The sequence below is a fragment of the Youxingia wuxianensis genome (genome assembly GCF_014385085.1).
Taxonomy (GTDB): Bacteria; Bacillota; Clostridia; order Oscillospirales; family Ruminococcaceae; genus Youxingia; species Youxingia wuxianensis.
In genome coordinates this window covers 35,651-54,088 of sequence record NZ_JACRTD010000003.1, presented here as the reverse complement: position 1 = coordinate 54,088, position 18,438 = coordinate 35,651, and the positions used below count along the sequence as shown (strand labels likewise).

The window sequence follows — 18,438 nt, the reverse complement described above, 5'->3', positions numbered from 1 at the left end:
AGGTGAAATAGGAACATGAATGGATTTCGCAGTATCTATGCTTCGGATCTGAGCCATCGGGCCAAGAGCGTCTATATGTATCTCAAGGACCGGGCAGACAGTGAAGGCCGCTGCTGGCCGGCCATTAAGACCATTGCATTGGAACTTGGGCTTTCCCGTTCTACTGTCAAACGAGCGTTGGATGATCTCGTTAGAGCTGGACTGCTTCGAAAAGATCCTCGTTGGCGAGAAAATGGCAGCTACACTTCTAACCTGTACCAGATTACCTAAGTGTGTCACTGAAAAATCAAACGCAAAAAAGCAGACTCTTCCCGCCAGGGGGAGAGTCTGCTTTTTAGGTGAACCAAGGATAGGGTCATGATGAACCAACCAGAAGTGCCCACTCTAAGAAGCACTAATTCAGAAAAGAAACAATAACTTACTCTTGATCCATACTTGAATACTGTATAAGCACATCAACTACCGCAAGAATGCGTTCTATATCGTAAGCTGGAAGATTTTGCATTCGGTCCATCAGACGAGAAGCATCAGCCTGATGCTTCTCCACCAATAGACTGCTCAGCACCATATCGGATGATACCTCCAAAGCGTTCAAGAGTACAATGAAGGTTTCGAGTGATGGTATTTTTTCTCCCCGCTCCAGCGCACCGACATAGTTGATACTCAACCCAGCCATCTCTGCCAGGTCTTCTTGTCGCAGATTCCTCATCAAACGGAACTTGCGTATATTTCTTCCTATGGACTCAAGTTCCATCGTGATACCTCCTGCGAGTGTATATAGTACCACTAATAGTATAGATTGAGTCCAAGAAAGAATACACATTCCATTAGCGTTGACATAAACTCTAATGGTATTGATTGTTGGTGAAATTTATCTTATAATATCCAATAATAGAGACTACATTTTGACCTCAATATACAATCAACCTGCACGGGTAAGCTCAAGGGAACATGGATCAATAATCCAGACTGCTTTATTTTTTGTACGGGCGTATCTTACAGTGGAGCCGGTTCCGCTCGATGATCCATCCCAAACGGCAAGCAGTATATCAGCATGATTTACCATGTATTGGTTCCTTTTCTGCATGCAGTCTGATGTATATTGTTTCTGGAGCATGGTTTCATGATCACACAGCTCTGCGATTTTATAGTATCGGTCTCTCAAAGGTTCGGACCATTTTGCAGCCTGTGTTTCACAAGGAATAGCAGCTTCCAGCGTGATGAAAGGATACTCTGCTTTCAGTTCAAGAACGATTTCAGCGGCGTACATGTCCACACCAATAGCCATTCCCGAAATGAAGTGCCGGACACCTTCTTGCTCAATCAACTGCACGATACAATCGCGGAGTTTTTGCTTTAACGCAATGCACCGATCATCATTCTCATTAAAACGGAATGGTAAGTTCTGAGGTCTGTGGCCTGTGAAAGCACAGGCTCGGCCTTTATCAGAAGACATACGAAATAGATTTGTGATTTTCATGCTGATGCTCCTCCTATGTATTAGCATATTAAGCTATATCGCTAATACATAGTATAGCATACACTACGCAAAATGTGTCGAAATAAAACGAAGGGCCGCAAGAAACCCTTGCAGCCCTCGAAATGAGTCAATCCATCTTCTTTTTTGCTTGTTTAATCATTAATTCTACGATTTCCAGTATCCGTTGCTGCTCTTCAGCCGGAAGCTCTTTCAGCTCCTCGGAGAGAATGCCAGAGCGGTACTCACTGGTATGCGTTATAACATCGCAGAAAATCGCATCCGCAGATGTTTCAAGTCCGTTGATGATGGCAATCAATTTTTCGCAGCGCGGAAAAGAGGCGCCTCTCTCAACGGTGGAAATATAGTTTGTTGTCAAACCAAGACGCTCGGCAAACTGTTCTTGTGTCAAACCTAATTGCTCGCGGCATTGCTTGATTCGTTCTCCAATACGCTTATCAATCATTCAACTTTCACCGCCCCTTTCTGTGTCGATACAAATTAGTATAAGGATTAGCGAGGTATCAATACAGAAACGCTAATACGCAGAGTGTGTATTAGCGAGTTAGAGTTGAGGCAAAAAAATAAAAAACATTCCGTGAACAAAATGTAAACATCTTCTCAATTTCCATAAAAAAGAATCAAACTTGAAACTGATTATGGTATAATAAAATTTAAATTTATGCCCTTATATCTTATGGGCTGTTAATATTGTGGAGTAGTCGTATGATCACACAGAATGGAATAGCGCCATTTGTCGCTTTTAGATATGAACGAATTATTTTAGTTGTTGAAGAAACCACATCGGCAAATAGATGTGGCTCCTCTCTTGCGGCCTTTTCACGCCCTGCGTCAGCCTGTCCAAGTGACAGCGTGTCGCAGGGCGTTTTTCTATCTTTGGAAAGGAGTCAAAGAATATGAGCCTGAAGTACACCTGCCCCGGCTGTGGGACACCCTTGGGCTATGAGGGATTGTGCTGGAAATGCAAATCTGAACAGGAGCGGAAGGCTGCTCTTGCTTGGACACCGGAACAAATCACAGAAAAGCAAAGAAACCTGATTCAGAACATCCAGCGGCTGGCTGATATGGAGGACCCGGAGTTCACCGACTTCTGGCAGCTGCTGGGGTACCATGATGCCATCACCCCGGAGATTCAGCGGGCGGCACTGGCCGCAGAGGTGTTCTGGCCGTGTGAAATCTATTATCACGCTCCCGCCGATGTGCGGGATGGTCTGATTCATGCGCTGTTGTCTGCGGAATATTCCAGCGCGGCTTCTAACCTGATGAGTTGCCTTGCTATGCAGGGAGATGACAAGGCAATGGAGACGCTGCTGGAGCTGGAGCGAAATCCCCGGCCCTGGCGCAAGGGCCTCTATGTGGACCCATCCAGCTATGCACAGATCGGCGGCTGGACCTTCGACAAGGAGGGCCAGAAAATCCAACTCAACTTCGATACCTGCTATCCTATGGTCAAAGGAACCACCGGCGAGAAATCTCCCGTCCGCATTGGCCGGGCACGGGAGGACACATGCCCCCACTGTGGCGGACGCATGGTGGACATGCTGGTGCTGGATGGCCGGGATGAGCGGCTCCGGTTCCTGGGGCTGGATGGTGTCCTGACTGCCACCTGCTGCCCCAGCTGCGTGGGATTCCTCAAAGGCCCCGCCTTCAACCGGTTTACCCTGGATGGCGGCGTGGAGGTCTTTCCCTCTGAGTTATTTGACGGCGCGGAGAAGACGGATTGCTATGTCAGTCCCGAGGACTACAAGGCCCTCACGGAAAATCCCTTTGTGCTGGGCGAAGCGCCTGTGCCCCTGTTTTACGGTGCGGCCTGCCAGGATGTGAACACGGTGGGTGGCTTTGCCAACTGGGTACAGGACGCGGAATATACGACCTGCCCCCACTGCGGGAAACCTATGAAATATCTGGCGCAGATCCAGTGGGATACGGTGTTTGACTGTGCGGAGGGCACGCTCTATGTGGAATTCTGCCCGGACTGCCATATCGTATCCATGCAGCATCAGCAGACCTGAGAGGAGACCTTGCCATGAGTTTGCCAAAGCGTGATGGCGTGCATAACCGCTACTATCTGATCCACAAGCCGGACACTTCCCCGGAGGTGCTGGCGGAGGCGGATCTCTGCATTCAGGATGTGCTGAACGGCACCGCTCGTGAAAATCACTCCGCCTACCCGACCGTGGTGCGAAACCACAACGGGACGCCATTTCTCCCTGATCAGCTGCTGGAGCGGTATCTGACCAGGCTGCCGTTGAAAGGATTTCCCTGTGAGGATGCTGTCTCTCTCTGCGACGCCATGCGACGGCTGGTGGGCTGGCAAGAAATTCGCTATAAGTTGGAGAAGTACATAGAAAAGCAGGTGCAGGAGCGGTTCTTCCTTGTGGGAGAGCGGGATGATGGCTTTACCGTCTTTCCACCCTGCACAGTACTGCCGGAATTGCGAGCGGAGGATGTGGACGAAGGTCTGCTGCGCTTTGCCTGCTATGTGGCGATCTGCCATACCGTGTACGGGCAGAGTTTTGAATCCCTCACCACCGAACACATCCTCGGCCTGGTCTCCCAGCTTCGCCCAGATATGGTGAAGCAACTGAAAACAGCCGGCAGCGGCAAATTACCAAAGGACATCCAGCAGCGTAAGACGGAGCATTTCACCGCATCGGCCAATGATGCGTTTGCTGCCATCCGAATCACCGCCAAGGACTCCACCGAGGAGTGCTATGCCGAGATCTTGGACTACCTGTGTGCGGTGCTGGAGCAGGAGGAATTCCCCCGCAGTTACTCGGTGGAATTCAGAGGAAAGCAGAAAATCTATCTGCCCATTCCCGGCTTGCCCAAGAAGGGCATCAATCAGCTCTTTGCCTGCGCTGTGCAGCACCCCGATCTGCATCCGGCTATAGAGCGATACACTCGTCTGGCTATGCGGGAGTATGAGTGGTACCAAAACCTTGCGGATGAAGCCTGCGCCATGCCCGGCTCTTTTGCTGTGTTCGCTCTGGGACTGGAGGGAGAACAGTGGGCGCCGCTGGTGGCGGAGTATTTGGATCTCTGCGACGACGAGCACTCCTCCCTGCAAGAGAAATTCCTTCATGCCTTGATCCGGAAGTTTGGTTTCCAAACATGGACACTGGGCGTATTGGTACGGGGCGCATTGTCTATGCAGTGGCTGAAGCCTGCCAAGGAATTCCGCAGCTTGATTGCCAATGCGGAAAGCCTGGATGCGCTGCTGACAGTCAAACGCCGCTTTTCCGCTTATCTCCTGCCGGAAGAGGACAAGGACCCGAAATTCCGGGCCATCGCTTGGCAGAGCCTGCTCTGGGCCATCTGGGGCACAGCCTCTGAAAACGGCGGCAGCAAGGTCATCAAGACAGCGCCCAAGGAACTGAAAGAGAAATACCAGCAGGTATTTGCGTAAGGAGAACGCCATGAAAAAGAGAACGGTCAAGGACTTTATTGCCCTGTACGCCCCAGAAGATGAGGAAAAACTGGTACTGATTCAGGACGGTGTCAGCGCGGACAAAACCTTTCTGGATACCTACTGGGCGGCGCATACCCATGCCCTCGCCATGGCGGATGTCCAGACCGGACAGGCGATCTCCGGTCGATGCTACCTGAGCTGGCCGCTGACGGACAAGGAACGGGATGCCGGCGACTATTCCAAGCGGTTTACCAAGGGCCAGATCTACCGGATCAAAGCCCGCGGCTGGAAAGGTGATGCCCTCTACGAACCTCAGTGGTATGTCACGGAGGTACTGGAGGAAGGCGTACCCTGTCCGGCACTGGAGGAGATTTGGGCGGAATACACAAAGCCCATTCTTCTGGAGGACGAAGTGCTGGGAACCCTCACGCTGGATCGTGAGATGAGCATATTCGAGGGGACCTGTAAGTGGATGGGAAAAGAAGTCCGGATCTCGTTGGATGTGGAGATTGAAAAGAAAGCGTCCTGGCCCCGTGTCACCAATGTGATGAAGAAACTGGTGGCAGACCAGGAAACCTGGGATAAGTCCCTGCGAGCGATGGCTGCCCAGAAGCTCACTGCTCAGGCCAACGAATGGCTGGCGGACAATGACCAGACTAACCGGGACCCGGAGAAAGACCCCATCACCGAGGATGAGTTCGCCCGGCGTATCCTGCTCACTGAGTTTACAGTATCTCCGGGTGGGCGTTTTACCGCCTGGTATGAGGACGACGATATGTTCTGGGGCCATGTGGTCACGGTGAATGGAACGCTGAAAAAAGGCCCCGTTGACGCTGATATACAGGGATAAAGAGAGGAGGAAACCTAAATGAACAGCGAGCAGATCACGGTTTTTTTACAGGAACATTGGAACTGGGTAACCCTGATCATCGGCGCTGTCCTGCTGATTGGGGCCATCATGAACTGGAACTGGCTCTGTGACCCCACCGGCAAGCCGGACTCTCACCGCTATGGCCGCGGCTCCAGGCGGGTGATCTTCTTCCTACTGGGAATCGTGCTGATTGTGACCAGCATCATGTCCTGGGTGCTGTAAGGAGGACGAACGATGAGTGAAAAATATCCTACCTGGCTCACCGGCCATGTGAAGGAGTATGCACAGAAACGCCTGCCCACCGTGACATTGTGTTCTTCCACCGGCAGTGAACTGCTGGAGGTCTGGTATTACGGAGATTTGCTCACGGTGAAGGGAGAGCCCCAATCCTATATTGTGGATGGCGACGAGGCTCCCGGACTGGTGGCGGCCCGTGACCCGGCCAGCGGCGAGGAGTTCGTGATCTTTGATGGCGGGCGGCATGGCTACGACAATATGTTCTGCGAAGAACATGATCCATCCGAGCTGGAACACCGTCCCCTCAAGCGGTATGAGATCCCCGCCTCCAAGCTGGTGCTGGAGCTGGGGTACAGCATTGACTATGAGGATGAGAAAGAGGACTTCGAGCCGGACGAGAACGATACCGTGGAGCTGATCAGCGGCGGGCGGATGCCCTGGGAGCAGATCAAGCGGGACGGCATCGACTATATCGCCCTTTACTATGTGAACGAGGAAGGAAAACAAGTCCAGATTTTGGACGCAGAGCTGGCATGAGTATGGTAATTCAATCTTTTGACAATCTGCACGACAACAGAGTCCTTCGCTACTGCGCTGACTTTGAAGCCCACACACTGCACATGGATACCCAGTCCGAGACCGGAGAGAAAGTATCCGTTCGCTTCACCGGCCTGCTGGCCCACTGGTTTGAAAATGTGATCCAGGACAACATCCTCTTCGGCATGGACGAGATCACCGTGGACGGGTTTTTCCAGCAGTACAAAGACCTGCTGGGCGGGACCATCTCTTACGGCTTTCCCGCCTGCTGCAGCATCGAGGAACTGCGGAAGCGCATGGAACGGGAGCACATCCGGGTATTTGTCATCGACTCTTCCCTTGGGCTGTGCGGATTTGTACTGGCTCAGGAGGTGGAACTGCAATGTCCATAACTGCCTATAAAGTGGAAGCCGTTGGTCATGACCGAACCGGCAAGGACTTCGGTTATGTGAATATCATGTACCGATACGGCAACAAGAAGTCCTGTCCCCGGCCAGATCAATGTGAAAAGATGGAGGTCATGTGGGCGGACGAGAGCGTCTATGGGCCGCCTGCTCCTGGCAGCAAGGTGGGCGACTTTATACAGACATGGCTGATGGGCTCCTGGGACTGCGGAGTATTTACCCACCGGGAGATTGCCCAGCGGCTCATGGATACCTTCACCGGTCTGAAGATCAAGGAACTGGCGTGGTTTGAGAACCCCAGAGAAAAGACTCTGAAAAATGGTAAACCGCGTGCGCGCCGGGCCAAGTGGCTACCGGACCGGGAGGTGGATCTGGTCTACCTCTATTCCGACCGCTATCTTGACGCCAGAAATCCCTCTCCCGCCGAAACCGACTTCTTCACCGTCACAAGGATGGATGCCTGGGGCGTGAGCACCTGGTTCATGTGTACCCCAGAAGCCGCCGGGAAACTGATCGCCATGGATTACGACAATCTGGTCGTCAAGGAGACCACCATTGTGGGATAGGAGAAAAAGAATGATGACTTTGGAACAACTGCCTCCCAAGGGCGTAAAGCGAGAACATGCCATTTTGGAGCTGGGCAAGGTGGAAATAGCATGACACGGCAGGAGCAGAAGACAGTCAAGGAATTAAGCGCGATGATTTCCAAAAACCTAAAAGTAGTTGCCGGAGAACATGGCTTCAAAGTGGTTGCAGACTGCGCCTATAAGGTCCTGGGTGATTTCTTATATGAAGTGTTTCTATCTGCGCCCCCTGTCCGGCGTGGTACTGCCATAAGAGCAGTCGTTTCCACAAAGCCATGCGTCATTGACAATGTCTTTTGGGATGTATATGAAATGGGTGAGGTAGCCCGGAAGAAATCATTTAGTTTCCATATCACAGCGGCACATTCCCCTTCCGCTCATATCATCAAGGAAATGGAACTACCTGTCCCCACGGTGGACGCAGCAACCTTGGTCATGAATGAGGCGTTTTGTCGGTTTAACAAGTCCATTCAAGACCATCATAGCCGATGCAGTACAGTCTCCGACTTCAAAGCGGAGATTCTCCATGATACTGCGCCGGCCGCACGATTGAATGTCGTACTGTGTGAAATCGCAGAAGGGAATTTCCGCCAGGCAATGCTCCTTGCAGAAAAGCAGCTGGAAAACGAACCTTATGGCCTATTTAATACAGTAACCGATGGCGGGATAAAGAGCATATACGATTATGTGAAAGAGTTTTGCCAGAAAAAGCAGTAAGTATATGCAGTCGCTCCTTCGGCCGAGCCGGAGACCGCCGGGAAACTGATCGCCATGAATTACGACAATCTGACCATCAAGGAAACCACCATTGTGGGATAGGAGAAAAATGAATGATGACTTTGGAACAACTGCCTCCCAAGGGCGTAAAGCGAGAACAGGCCATTTTGGAGCTGGGCAAGGATGAAGCAAACGGCGAACTGCTGTTCCAGCTTGTGAATACAGAAAAGGGCAAATGCAAAACGGCTGCTCAAAAGGCTTTGGCGCAGCTGGAGTATGCCCCTGCTGCCCCACTGTGGGCCAAGCTGGTCAAGGGCAAATGGATGGGCAGCAATATCATGTCGGATGCCTGTTCCGACTGTGTATCGGAGCAGATTGCCCCAGTTATTCTGAAGACTCTCTCCCAGCTGCTGGACGAGGGGGACACAAAGCCACTGAATATAGAACAACTGAACTTCTGTTTCCATTTGATGTTGGGGAAAGCCTCGCCTAAAATGCTGGAGGTCTACCGCTTCCTGGCGGAGAACACCCAGCGGATCGCCCAGCTGAAACGCGCGCCTGTTTATTCCGATGATGACTGCACCTCCTGGTGGATCACGGACGGGCTTCGCATTTGGGATGCCACCCCCAAGGAAAAAGAGAAAATTCCCGCTGTGGTACTTACCGCCTCCCTGATCCGCAACCCGGATGAGCGACTGCAAGCATTGGCTGATGAGCTGAATGAACGCTATGGCGGCAGCTGGCTGATGCCGGTCTTTATGAAGGCGATCATCACCCAGCCCAAGGAGCAGGTGTACGAGACCTATTCACCCCTTCTGGATACGCCGCAAAAAGGCTATTTGTTCCATGCGCTGGGAATGCTCCATTACCGCTGTTATCCGGAAGACTGGACCTATGAACGCCTGGGCCCGGATGGAATGATCGCTCTGATTTTCTGGGGGGATTATAGCTATGGAACCTATGACACAAGGTTTATGATTGAACGCTATGTGGATCTGGATGAGCGGTGGCTCTTTGATTTGGCCAAGGACCCGGAGGGCCGCAAACCTACGGTGACATGGCAGACCTACAACCGGGGCGGTGTGCTATATGGAAGCTACGACGAAATGTTCATCAGCCTGCTACCCCTCAAGGTGGAGAACCCGGAACTGAAGCGCGTTCTGTGGGACTATTTCCGCATCCGTAGCCAGAAAAAGAAGGTGGCTAAGAGCATCACTGTTTACAAAGACGCTGCTGAGCGGTTCGGGGATGAATGAGTACAAGTCGAGAAAGCAGGTGCCTTATGTACCAAATTGCATATATTGGCCGCTGGGAGACCCTCCCGGAAACGGCTGCCGCCATCTGTGACCATGATACTCCCAAGCTGGAGGCGTTGCTTCAGGGCGGTCTGGATTTGGATGTTCCCATCCAGCTCAGCGAATACATCAAGCTGATGCCATTGGAGATCGCGGTTTTTCGGAATGATGTGCCCATGATTCACTTCCTACTGGAGCATGGAGCCGATCCCGGTCTGGCAGAGGAACAGCCCCTGCTGCTCACCGCCGCCCGCTGTTGTGGGCCGGAGGTGGTGGCGCTCTTTGCTGGACAGGCCGCAAAACTCACTCCGAAGCAGAAAGAGCGTGCCTTCCAGGAAGTGCGCTGGGGACAGCGAGCGGAGAATATCCAGGTACTGGAGCAAGCCGGGATCACAGTGGAAAAGTTTGGCGGCGAGGCATTCCGGGCCGCTGTGTCCGAGGGCAATACCAAACTTGCCCGACTGCTTCTGGAAAAAGGGGCAGACATCAATTACCACAAGCCGGACATGGTGTTTCCGAACGCCTCCACCGCTGTCACTGAAGCTGTCCGACACAAAAATCTCCCCATGGTGCGCTGGCTCATTGAGCAAGGAGCCGACATCACCATTGCTGACAAATACGGCGACCGGCCTTACACCGTGGCGGTACAGAACAGAAATCAGGAGTTGGCCGACTACCTGAAGGCCCTGGAACCGGAGGAATGGCACAACGAGCAGGAAAAGATCCGGCAACTTATGCCATACAAGCTGCCCGCCAAGCTGGTGGAATACTTGAAGACCGGCCCCCTGCGACTGGAGTTCCCGGATCAGGAATGGGTGAAGTGGGCGGAACTCTACTCCTTCATGGATGTGCAGGAGATGACCTGGAAACGGAAGAAGCTGCTCTCCCTCATGGTGCAGATGGACAACTACAGCGACTATCTGCTGCTGTGGAGCCCCAGGGACAAGAAACTATGGTATCTGGACATCGAGCATGAGGAATTCCACCCTCTGGCCAAATGGGATGACTTCATCGCAGATCCCGGTCGGTATCTGAACGGGATGATCGAGGGCGAGTTTGAGGAGTAAAGCCATGACATCAATAGACTTTCTGAACAAGGTACATAAAAGCCTGGACTCGCAGGAATATAGCCGTTCTTATTCTCCAGCCAAGTCCAAGAATTATATGTTGTACTGCAACGGCAACTTCATCGGTGGCCTGTTCGATGAGGAGTTGTGCTTCGTCTACGCCGACAGTGTGAGTGAACTCCTGGGGCAGCCGGAACCCGTCTACCGTGGCTACTCCAGTACCGCCCAGCACAGGATGCTGGTGATCCCGGAGGAACACTGGGCAAAGGCGCTGAAACTGCTCTATGCCGAGAAATTTGACTGGAGCCGTTTGGTGTACGACATCACATACACCAGCATTGGCGCGGCTGTGGTGGAGGACTTCTACGACGAGAATGTGGTATTCCTGCGCTTCTGCTTTGAAAAGGAGCTGCTGAAAAAGAACCCTCTGGACCGGCAGGGCCGTATCCTGCGGATGGTCTATCTCAATCAGGATCTGACAACAGCGGGCAAATATTTTTTCCCCAGACTGATGCAAAAGTTCCTTGTTTTTACAGATCGAGGCGGGAAAAGCAGTCTGGAAACCATGCTGAAACGGTGGTACACCGCGCTGGAGAAGGAGTACCTCAGCCAGACGGCGGGATAAGGAGGGCAGCAACATGACAGAGAAGAACAGAACCTACATCACCCATCTCAAGGTCGCTGATGTCCCGTGGCACCGGCTCACCACCGCCTATGGCCGGGGGACGGATTTTCCCACACACCTGACAGTGCTGGAGCAGATGCGTGATTTGGCGTCCGTCAAAGAGTCCCTCTACGAGCTCACCACCAACATGGAGCACCAGAGTACCCTTTGGCACGCCACCCCCTTTGGCATGGTGTTCCTGAGCCGAATTCTGGAGAAGGCCCTCGCAGACAGCGGGCAGAACCCCGCAGCCCATTTCCTGGCCGGGGAGCTGCTGGACTTCTTCTCCTGCATCCTCCAGTGCTTCCGTGATGGAGATGAGATGGAACACGCCGAGCCGCTGACGCTGTTCTCCGATCTGCTGAAGGAAGAATACCTGTGGTCGGAGGAATACGACGAGGAAGAAGATGAGATGCGCTACGAGGAGGACGAGGTCTTCCCAGCAGACGAGTTTTACAGTTTCTATTATTACTCCTGGCAGGCGATGCTGGCCTATCGGAGCGTATTGGAGCAAGCCCCGGCGGAGTTTGCCGAGCCTGCCGCCGCAGTGCTGGAACTTCTGTAAAGGAGGCTACACCGATGTTTGAAGAATTCTATGAGATGTACGAGCCCGAGGAGCAGGAAGTGGTGGCTCTGATCAATCGCTGCATCGGTGGCGGATATAACTGGAAAGGCAGCTTTTGGGAAATGACTGTTGTGACCCTGGGCATGGTGTTCTGTGACACCGGCGAGGTCACCACCAAGGAGGAGCGGCTGGAATGGCCGGTCACCGAGGAGGAGCGCAACAGCGAAAAGGGCTGGGGCCGCTTTGGAAAGGAACAGATCTGCCGCCTGAAGATCCGCCGGATGAAAGAAGAATTGGCAAAGGATCTGGTGGTGCGCCCCTGGTGTATCTCCCAGGTGGTCAAGGCCCACGAGGACTGCCCGGAACTCCAGGCCGTTCTGGACGAGTACCACAAGCCAGTGGTGATCCAGGACCAGGTGCTGGGAGAACTGACACTGGACAAGGACTATGATACCTTCGAGGGCGAAATCCAGTGGTGCGGAAAGGATGTGAGCCTTTCTCTGGAAGTCAATGCCGAGAGCAAGCCCTCCTGGACCCGCGCTCGCAGCGCCGCCAAGAAGCTGCTGGCCGACTGTGACACCTGGGACAAAGCCATGCGGGAGCTTGCAGCCAAGAACCTGACCGAGCTGGCCAACAACTGGCTCTCCCAAGATGAAGAAAATCCCCGTGACCCGGAAACCGACCCCATCACAGAGGGAGAACTGGCCCGGCGGATCAGCATGACGAGCCTGTCCGTCACCTCCGGCGGCAGCTTCACCGCCTGGTTTGACTGCGACGAGATCTTCACCGACCATGCGGTGACGGTCTACGGCTCTTTGAAAAAGGGCCTCAAAACTGCCAACATTGAGGGGTAAGGAGGATAACATTATGAAACTGAACTGTAAACGCATTGATTTTACATATACACCCGGCGAGGAAATCTTCAACTTTCCCGAGGAATCGGGACTGCCCTTTCTCTTCGATGTAGAGGAAGAACTGACTGGCGATCCTGCTGCCATGGATGCGGTGGGAGAAATGCTGGATGAGGCGGAGGAATTGGCGGAGAAGGCCAAAGCCGCCATCAAAGCGGCGCTGGCGGACGAGGACAGCCGCTACCATAGCGTTGTGACATTTTTCATGGAGTTCCACCGGGACGATGTAGGCCCGGATATTGCGGCGGAACTTTTTCCGGGAACCGACCCATCCAAGCTGTCCTTTGCCGAGATGGTGGACTTTTTGAAGCTCAAGCGGTTCGGCAGCCTGGTGGATGACGAGATGGATCAACAAGTTTTCATTATGGATCTGTCCTTCAACCCGGAGATCACCGACGAGCTGATGGTAATCTACTTTGACTTGAACAAGGAGATTTTCTGTATTACCCATGAAAGCTGATGAAAGAGAATTGCCTATGGAAAAAGCGGCTGCTGTTAATACCTGCTTAGGTGTTTTGAAGGGACGGGACTGCATCTATCTGGATCAGGTGAAACAGGATGCTCTGAACAATCTGACCTTTACGGGAGACATCAATGGCCATCTAATCTCCCAGCACAGGGATGAAAAAGACTGGTTTCCCTACACACTCACCTTCCGGCAGGTGCTGGCCTATTTTACCTGTGAATTGGACACCTATGAAAATATGGCTGGGACGGAGTATCTGGATGGCAGTTCCTTCGATTTAATTGAGGACAGCACCTGGCTGAAGTCTCTGCCAGTGCGGGAGGACTTTGACAAAGGCATCTATCGGCACTACCGGCTGTTTACATACGATGATGTTTACAACATCATTGCAGTTTCCTATGAGTTTGTGGCAGAGTTGTAATTGTCTGAAATCTGGTAATGGAGGTAACCACCATGATCAAAGAACGCATCCCCATTTCCGGCGATCTTAAAAGCAAGGTCAAGCAGCTGATGGAGTACGCCGGATGGCGGGAAGGACGAAAAGTGGACATCTCCATTGCGGAGCAATATTACGCCGATCATGGTGTCCCGATGATGAAGACCACCCAGCGGTTTTACCGCAAGTATTTCGGCCTGTGCTGTGAGTGGTACCTGGAACAGAAAAAACTGAACTGGGCGGCTGACTTCCAATTCGCTTTGTTCCCTTACCTGGTCAACGGGATCAAAAACCATTTGGAAGAAGCCTATTTTCGGGATATGTCCGGCTGTGAACTGGCAGAGATTGAACAAGCTGCCGGTGAAAAATGCCAGCCCATCGGTCATATCGGCTACTACTACCCGGCAGAGGTCTGGATCTCCGAGTATGGGAAACTGTATGCGAAATATGAGTATCAGGACGAGATCGAGTGCTTTCCGGATGTGTTTGCCCTGATTGAACGGGATCTGCGGCAGTGCAAATTTGATTCCGCCGCCATGAAAACGGTTGAGGCACTGGATGGAAAACTATGAAACAGGACTTTACTATTTGGCGCAATCAAATATTGCAGAATCCGCGGAACATTTCACCGCTGAAATTCGGAATATCGCAGGATGAGGTCATAGAAATCTTCGGGAATCCCGATGCTGTTTCCACCATGAAAAGCGACGGGAAACCTTTGATCCTCAAATATCATGATATTGAACTGCATTTCGATAGAAAGGCCCCTCATGGGCTCTACTTAGTTTATAGCGACGACGAAATCGAACTGAGCATAACAGATCATCACGAGGAACTGCTGCAGCCGATCACAAACATAGAGCCGGTGGACAATGAGTTTTTCTTTCAGGATGGAGCCGTATATTTCTCTGGCCTATATGAAAACGGCTTGTTGAAGGGTGTTTCGCCCAAAGACTTCTGCTGCTGGCATTACTGGGGCAAATCCTCTACGGCCTGCTTTCTCGGTGGGATTCGCCTGCGTGGAGCAGATCCGGCATCGTTTCGGGTGTTAAACTATGCCTACGCGATGGACAAAACAGCCGTCTACACTACCAGCGGGAGAATCCCGGATGTAGAGCTGGCAGCCTTCCAGGTGTTGGACAACGGCCAGAACGATTCTGGTGCGCCCCAGGGATATGCAAAGGACGGCCGGCAGGTCTACTTCCACAACGGAGACGGCAAGGTGAAGATCATCAAAGGCGCGGAAGTTTCCTCTTTCCTCTCGTTGGGCGACACCTATTTTGCCAGGGATGAGAAACGAATCTATGCTTACGGTAAGCAGCTTCCCAAGGCGGATCTGCCCTCATGGGAATTGCTCGGTCATTGGTATTCCCGCGATGCCAAGCGGGTGTACTACCTCAACCGGGAGATTAAGGGGGCGGATCGGGACAGTTTTACGGTATACACCCCGCCAGACGCACCACCGCTTGCCGATCATCTGGCCCGTGACAAGGAACATTTTTACCAAAACGATGAGATGATTGAAGAACCGCTGTGGCGGGAAAGGCTTCAAGTAATACAGGAAAAATGAAAGGAGCACTTCCATGAAAACATTTGACCCCAATTACAAACTGCTGGACGAGATGTATCAGGACGATTACTATCCTGCTTTTCTGGTGGATAAGGTAAAGGACGAGCTCCAGAAGGTCATCGACCTGTTGGAGAGCGGCGAAACCGACATCGAAGTGGTGCAGGAGATGCTGGACGAGGCGGTCTGCGGCATCAATGATCTCCAGGAGGAGTTTGACGAGAACGACAGCGAAATCGAAACGGTGGCCCGGGATTGTATTGGAGTCACTGTGGCCTACATTCTGGAGTGGTTCGGCATTCCGATTGATATTGAGGAGGCCATCCGAGAAAGGGACTGGTGAAAACAATGTCCATTGAAAATATGTTTGGCGACCTGGATAAGATCGACATTCTGGCAGAAACCAAAACGGGAGAAGTGGTAATGGTTTTGGTCTGCAATGGCTTTATTGACGGCTCCCCGGAAACGCAGAAGGCCCTGCTCGACAAGATGGAGGGCTATCTGAACCACACCCAGAGTGAGGAGTTTCAAAAGGAATATGGTGGCTGGCCCGTAATCTTGCGTGTGACCCTTGGCCGGGAGCCGGATGAGCACATCCTGGCCCTGCTCAGCAAGTGCCCTGCTTGGGCGGCGGACTATGGCGTAAAGCTGGAATTTGAAATTGGAGGAAAACAGGTTCGCATCGTAGAGAGCTGACCTATGCTCAAACCAAATCAACAGGAGGAAACGAGTATGCCGACAACAGAATGGCTGAACAAATATGAATCCGTTAAGGACAAACTGGCCTGCAAAACGGACCTGGACGCTCATTTCACTGAGAAAGTGATTGGGAATATGGGCGTGGATGTGCTGGACATCGGGGCCGTCCTCTTTCCTACCGGAACAATTTTCGCCTGCGATCCGCTGGTGGAGCTGGAGGACACACCGCCCTTTATACAGACAATCCCCGCCGGGACTTATCCTGTAAAGATCTGTGTGGTGCCCAGTGAGAAATATGGTGACCGCTATGCCTGTGTCAAGGTGGAAGTTAGCCGGGAAAAGCCTGTCCGCTATGAGCTGGGCATGACCGGCAAAGAGGATCTGGACGAGGAATTGGGCGAGGACGAGTATTTTGGCTTTGGCGTAGACGCTGGAATGGGCTGTGTTGCGGACATCCAGACCCAGGCGGCCTTCAAGACCTACTGGGCCAAGCGTTTGGAAGAAGACCCGGACATTGACCCCTACAACGACCTGTTCTGCGATCTCCTGGAGGAAAACGCCAAAGCCTACCCCAAATATCAGGGAGACTGCGGCGACTGGCTCAACTGGACGGTGCCTGACACGGACTGCAATCTGCCCATCTTTGCCTCTGGCTGGGGGGACGGCTACTATCCGGTCTACTTCGGCTATGACGCGAAAGGTGAAATCTGCGCCGTGTATGTGCGCTTCATCGACATTGAAGCCAGCTACAAGGAGCAGGCGTAAGGAGGGAAGCAGCGATGGATTGGCCAAAACGGGCGCGGACAGTGAACTGGGAGAGCGGTGTCCTGACCTTAGACGGAGAAAAGCAATTTGAAGTCCCGGAGCTGACCGCAGAGATCATGGAGCAGCTGGCCGCTTACACCCTGGTGGGCTTTCATGTGAAAGGCTATCCGGTGACCGATGAACTGCTTGCCCCCTTTGCTGGGCATAAAAGCATGGCCAACTTCGGCGTAGAGGACAGTGCGCTCACTGATGCCTGTTTCCCCGTTTTTTCCGCTATGCCCAAGCTGCGCTATCTGCTGCTGGACGGCAACGCCGCCATCCACGGCAGCGGCCTGCCCGCCTTGCAAGGCTGCAAGCTGGACCTTCTGACACTCAACCGCACCGGGCTGGATGATGCCGGTCTGCTCCAGGCGGCCTCCATCCCCAAGCTCTCCCACATCCAGATCGACCATACCGCCGTTACCTATGAGGGCCTGCTGGCCATCGCTGGCAACAACCGCATCGAGCCGGTGGCCCATGTGCAATTCACCAAGGAGCAGATGGAACACTTCTCCCAGCTCCAGCGGGAAAAGGCCAAAAAGCCCGTCCCGCTGGACGAACAGGCGGCGGCGGAATGCCGCAGGGTGTTGTCCGCTTTCTTTTCGGAAATGACAGAATGGGAGCAGTACATGGAGCAGGCCGGGTTTGAAGATGCCGAGGCTGTGCCCCGCCTGCTGGCGATCTGGGAAAAGTATGTGAGCGAAAAGCCCCGTCCGGGCTACCGGCCTCTGGGCCTCTCATACAGTGCCCAGGGTACCTACAACGGGGAAGAATTCCTTGACGCGGAGCAGATCACCAAGAACAAACTCTACATCTACACCAGGGAGAAAAACACCGGCTTTGACCGCCGCTTCCTCATGAGGCGTGTGGGCGATAACTGGATGATCGACGGGGTTCAGGAGCGGCTGGACGGCTGGCAGCGCACGGGATTGTGAAGTTCATGAGAATCAGATTGGAGGTGTAGGAAGATGGGTTCATGGGGTGTAAAAGCATTGGAAAGCGATAATGGCTTAGACTTAATTTTCCTTTTGAAAACAGATTATTTACCCAAACATAAGAAACTGACTTTGGGTGGATTGATAGGCTTTCTGAAAGAGGAAGGTTTTCTTGGAGAAACAGTGAACGAAATTGACTTTCTCTATGATAATACCGCCATCGCTATCGCAGAACTTTATTCTGAATGGCAGAAAACAGGAAAGCTAAACTACGATGATGAGGATTCTAATGTTTGGTCAGCAATAACGAATTTCTCAGCTTCAGCTACTGCTCGAAAAGACCTTCTTAGGCGATTGAGGAGTATTAAAAATCAAGTTCCTGATGAAGATGGCGAAAGAGAAATCGTAGAACTTTGGAAAGAAAGTAATAACTGGGAATCGTGGGATAAGCATTTGGATTCTTTGATAGAACTCTTACAGCAGGAATAAAATCGTTGCTTTGTAGGTAAGTGTGTTGAATTGTGAGGCATCACATGGCTTGGGAATATGAAACCTTTGGCCCAGACGGTCAATGTAAATTGTTCGGTGTGAACATCTTTGACTACAACTGGAAAACCACCGGCAAGCGAGTAAAAGTCAAAGACCCAATCTATCACCAAGACCATACCTTCGAGGTCTGGCAGGTGGAGATCAACGGGCAGATTCACCGCTTTGCTGCCGGGGAGTTCTCCAACTGCGTATGGGGATTCTATCTGGAAAAGAACTGATG

At 52.4% G+C, this 18,438-nt stretch carries 27 protein-coding genes; 24 read left to right on the top strand and 3 right to left on the bottom strand.

Features of this window, described 5'->3' with window-relative positions:
- The first annotated feature begins 15 nt into the window (after positions 1–15).
- Complete coding sequence (locus H8705_RS04485) at positions 16–270, top strand: helix-turn-helix domain-containing protein (protein ID WP_081029064.1); 255 nt, start codon at positions 16–18, stop codon at positions 268–270.
- A 148-nt stretch (positions 271–418) separates the two neighbouring features.
- On the opposite strand, the gene H8705_RS04480 is transcribed toward H8705_RS04485, so the two are convergent.
- From H8705_RS04480 to H8705_RS04470, 3 genes are all read right to left on the bottom strand, one after another.
- The gene (locus H8705_RS04480) at positions 419–754 is read right to left on the bottom strand and encodes a helix-turn-helix domain-containing protein (RefSeq protein ID WP_055270369.1); all 336 of its coding nucleotides are present in this window, start codon (positions 752–754) and stop codon (positions 419–421) included.
- Between the two features lie 168 nt (positions 755–922).
- On the bottom strand, positions 923–1,480 hold the full coding sequence (locus tag H8705_RS04475) for a DUF1273 domain-containing protein (RefSeq protein WP_262394652.1): 558 nt from the start codon (positions 1,478–1,480) through the stop codon (positions 923–925).
- 127 nt (positions 1,481–1,607) lie between these two features.
- The gene (locus tag H8705_RS04470) at positions 1,608–1,943 is read right to left on the bottom strand and encodes a helix-turn-helix domain-containing protein (RefSeq protein ID WP_055270373.1); all 336 of its coding nucleotides are present in this window, start codon (positions 1,941–1,943) and stop codon (positions 1,608–1,610) included.
- 451 nt (positions 1,944–2,394) lie between these two features.
- Between H8705_RS04470 and H8705_RS04465 the strand changes: the two genes are divergently transcribed.
- From H8705_RS04465 to H8705_RS04355, 23 genes are all read left to right on the top strand, one after another.
- A complete protein-coding gene (locus H8705_RS04465) occupies positions 2,395–3,510 on the top strand; it encodes a hypothetical protein (protein WP_262394651.1) in 1,116 nt (371 codons plus the stop codon).
- Positions 3,511–3,524: 14 nt separating this feature from the next.
- Entirely contained in the window at positions 3,525–4,907 is a 1,383-nt protein-coding gene (locus H8705_RS04460; protein WP_262394650.1) for a DUF6138 family protein, read from the top strand.
- Positions 4,908–4,917: 10 nt separating this feature from the next.
- Positions 4,918–5,760 (top strand): DUF2262 domain-containing protein, encoded by an 843-nt coding sequence (locus tag H8705_RS04455; protein ID WP_262394649.1) that lies wholly within the window; start codon positions 4,918–4,920, stop codon positions 5,758–5,760.
- An 18-nt stretch (positions 5,761–5,778) separates the two neighbouring features.
- Positions 5,779–6,003: an Imm17 family immunity protein gene (locus H8705_RS04450; RefSeq protein ID WP_262394648.1), complete on the top strand. Its 225-nt coding sequence runs from the start codon at positions 5,779–5,781 to the stop codon at positions 6,001–6,003.
- Between the two features lie 12 nt (positions 6,004–6,015).
- Positions 6,016–6,555: a hypothetical protein gene (locus H8705_RS04445; RefSeq protein ID WP_262394647.1), complete on the top strand. Its 540-nt coding sequence runs from the start codon at positions 6,016–6,018 to the stop codon at positions 6,553–6,555.
- A complete protein-coding gene (locus H8705_RS04440) occupies positions 6,552–6,947 on the top strand; it encodes a hypothetical protein (RefSeq protein WP_262394646.1) in 396 nt (131 codons plus the stop codon). Before H8705_RS04445 ends, H8705_RS04440 begins: the two co-directional genes overlap by 4 nt.
- A complete protein-coding gene (locus H8705_RS04435; RefSeq protein WP_262394645.1) occupies positions 6,938–7,525 on the top strand; it encodes a hypothetical protein in 588 nt (195 codons plus the stop codon). The genes H8705_RS04440 and H8705_RS04435 overlap by 10 nt, the downstream gene beginning before the upstream one ends.
- A gap of 90 nt (positions 7,526–7,615) precedes the next feature.
- The gene (locus H8705_RS04430; RefSeq protein WP_262394644.1) at positions 7,616–8,260 is read left to right on the top strand and encodes a hypothetical protein; all 645 of its coding nucleotides are present in this window, start codon (positions 7,616–7,618) and stop codon (positions 8,258–8,260) included.
- A 113-nt stretch (positions 8,261–8,373) separates the two neighbouring features.
- Positions 8,374–9,516 (top strand): hypothetical protein, encoded by a 1,143-nt coding sequence (locus H8705_RS04425; RefSeq protein WP_119979891.1) that lies wholly within the window; start codon positions 8,374–8,376, stop codon positions 9,514–9,516.
- Between the two features lie 26 nt (positions 9,517–9,542).
- On the top strand, positions 9,543–10,622 hold the full coding sequence (locus H8705_RS04420; RefSeq protein ID WP_262394928.1) for an ankyrin repeat domain-containing protein: 1,080 nt from the start codon (positions 9,543–9,545) through the stop codon (positions 10,620–10,622).
- 4 nt (positions 10,623–10,626) lie between these two features.
- Positions 10,627–11,247 carry a hypothetical protein gene (locus H8705_RS04415; protein ID WP_262394643.1) on the top strand — a complete coding sequence of 207 codons (621 nt, stop codon included), beginning with the start codon at positions 10,627–10,629 and terminating at the stop codon, positions 11,245–11,247.
- A gap of 13 nt (positions 11,248–11,260) precedes the next feature.
- Entirely contained in the window at positions 11,261–11,851 is a 591-nt protein-coding gene (locus H8705_RS04410) for a hypothetical protein (protein ID WP_262394642.1), read from the top strand.
- Positions 11,852–11,865: 14 nt separating this feature from the next.
- Complete coding sequence (locus H8705_RS04405; RefSeq protein WP_262394641.1) at positions 11,866–12,705, top strand: DUF2262 domain-containing protein; 840 nt, start codon at positions 11,866–11,868, stop codon at positions 12,703–12,705.
- A gap of 13 nt (positions 12,706–12,718) precedes the next feature.
- Complete coding sequence (locus H8705_RS04400) at positions 12,719–13,222, top strand: DUF2004 domain-containing protein (RefSeq protein ID WP_262394640.1); 504 nt, start codon at positions 12,719–12,721, stop codon at positions 13,220–13,222.
- Between the two features lie 16 nt (positions 13,223–13,238).
- Entirely contained in the window at positions 13,239–13,649 is a 411-nt protein-coding gene (locus H8705_RS04395; RefSeq protein ID WP_262394639.1) for a hypothetical protein, read from the top strand.
- A gap of 32 nt (positions 13,650–13,681) precedes the next feature.
- Positions 13,682–14,236, top strand: a complete 555-nt coding sequence (locus H8705_RS04390) for an SUKH-3 domain-containing protein (protein WP_262394638.1) — start codon at positions 13,682–13,684, stop codon at positions 14,234–14,236.
- Positions 14,233–15,234 (top strand): DKNYY domain-containing protein, encoded by a 1,002-nt coding sequence (locus H8705_RS04385; RefSeq protein ID WP_262394637.1) that lies wholly within the window; start codon positions 14,233–14,235, stop codon positions 15,232–15,234. The genes H8705_RS04390 and H8705_RS04385 overlap by 4 nt, the downstream gene beginning before the upstream one ends.
- Before the next feature lie 13 nt (positions 15,235–15,247).
- Positions 15,248–15,574, top strand: a complete 327-nt coding sequence (locus tag H8705_RS04380; protein ID WP_262394636.1) for a DUF5713 family protein — start codon at positions 15,248–15,250, stop codon at positions 15,572–15,574.
- Positions 15,575–15,579: 5 nt separating this feature from the next.
- The gene (locus H8705_RS04375) at positions 15,580–15,927 is read left to right on the top strand and encodes a DUF6572 domain-containing protein (protein WP_087290225.1); all 348 of its coding nucleotides are present in this window, start codon (positions 15,580–15,582) and stop codon (positions 15,925–15,927) included.
- A 36-nt stretch (positions 15,928–15,963) separates the two neighbouring features.
- Positions 15,964–16,695, top strand: coding sequence for a DUF4241 domain-containing protein (locus H8705_RS04370; protein ID WP_430734559.1), 732 nt, complete (start codon positions 15,964–15,966; stop codon positions 16,693–16,695).
- 14 nt (positions 16,696–16,709) lie between these two features.
- Positions 16,710–17,669, top strand: a complete 960-nt coding sequence (locus H8705_RS04365; protein WP_262394635.1) for a RhsIA family immunity protein — start codon at positions 16,710–16,712, stop codon at positions 17,667–17,669.
- Between the two features lie 33 nt (positions 17,670–17,702).
- Positions 17,703–18,158 (top strand): DUF4259 domain-containing protein, encoded by a 456-nt coding sequence (locus H8705_RS04360; protein ID WP_117546241.1) that lies wholly within the window; start codon positions 17,703–17,705, stop codon positions 18,156–18,158.
- A gap of 44 nt (positions 18,159–18,202) precedes the next feature.
- A complete protein-coding gene (locus H8705_RS04355; RefSeq protein WP_257340088.1) occupies positions 18,203–18,436 on the top strand; it encodes a hypothetical protein in 234 nt (77 codons plus the stop codon).
- Positions 18,437–18,438 lie beyond the last annotated feature (2 nt).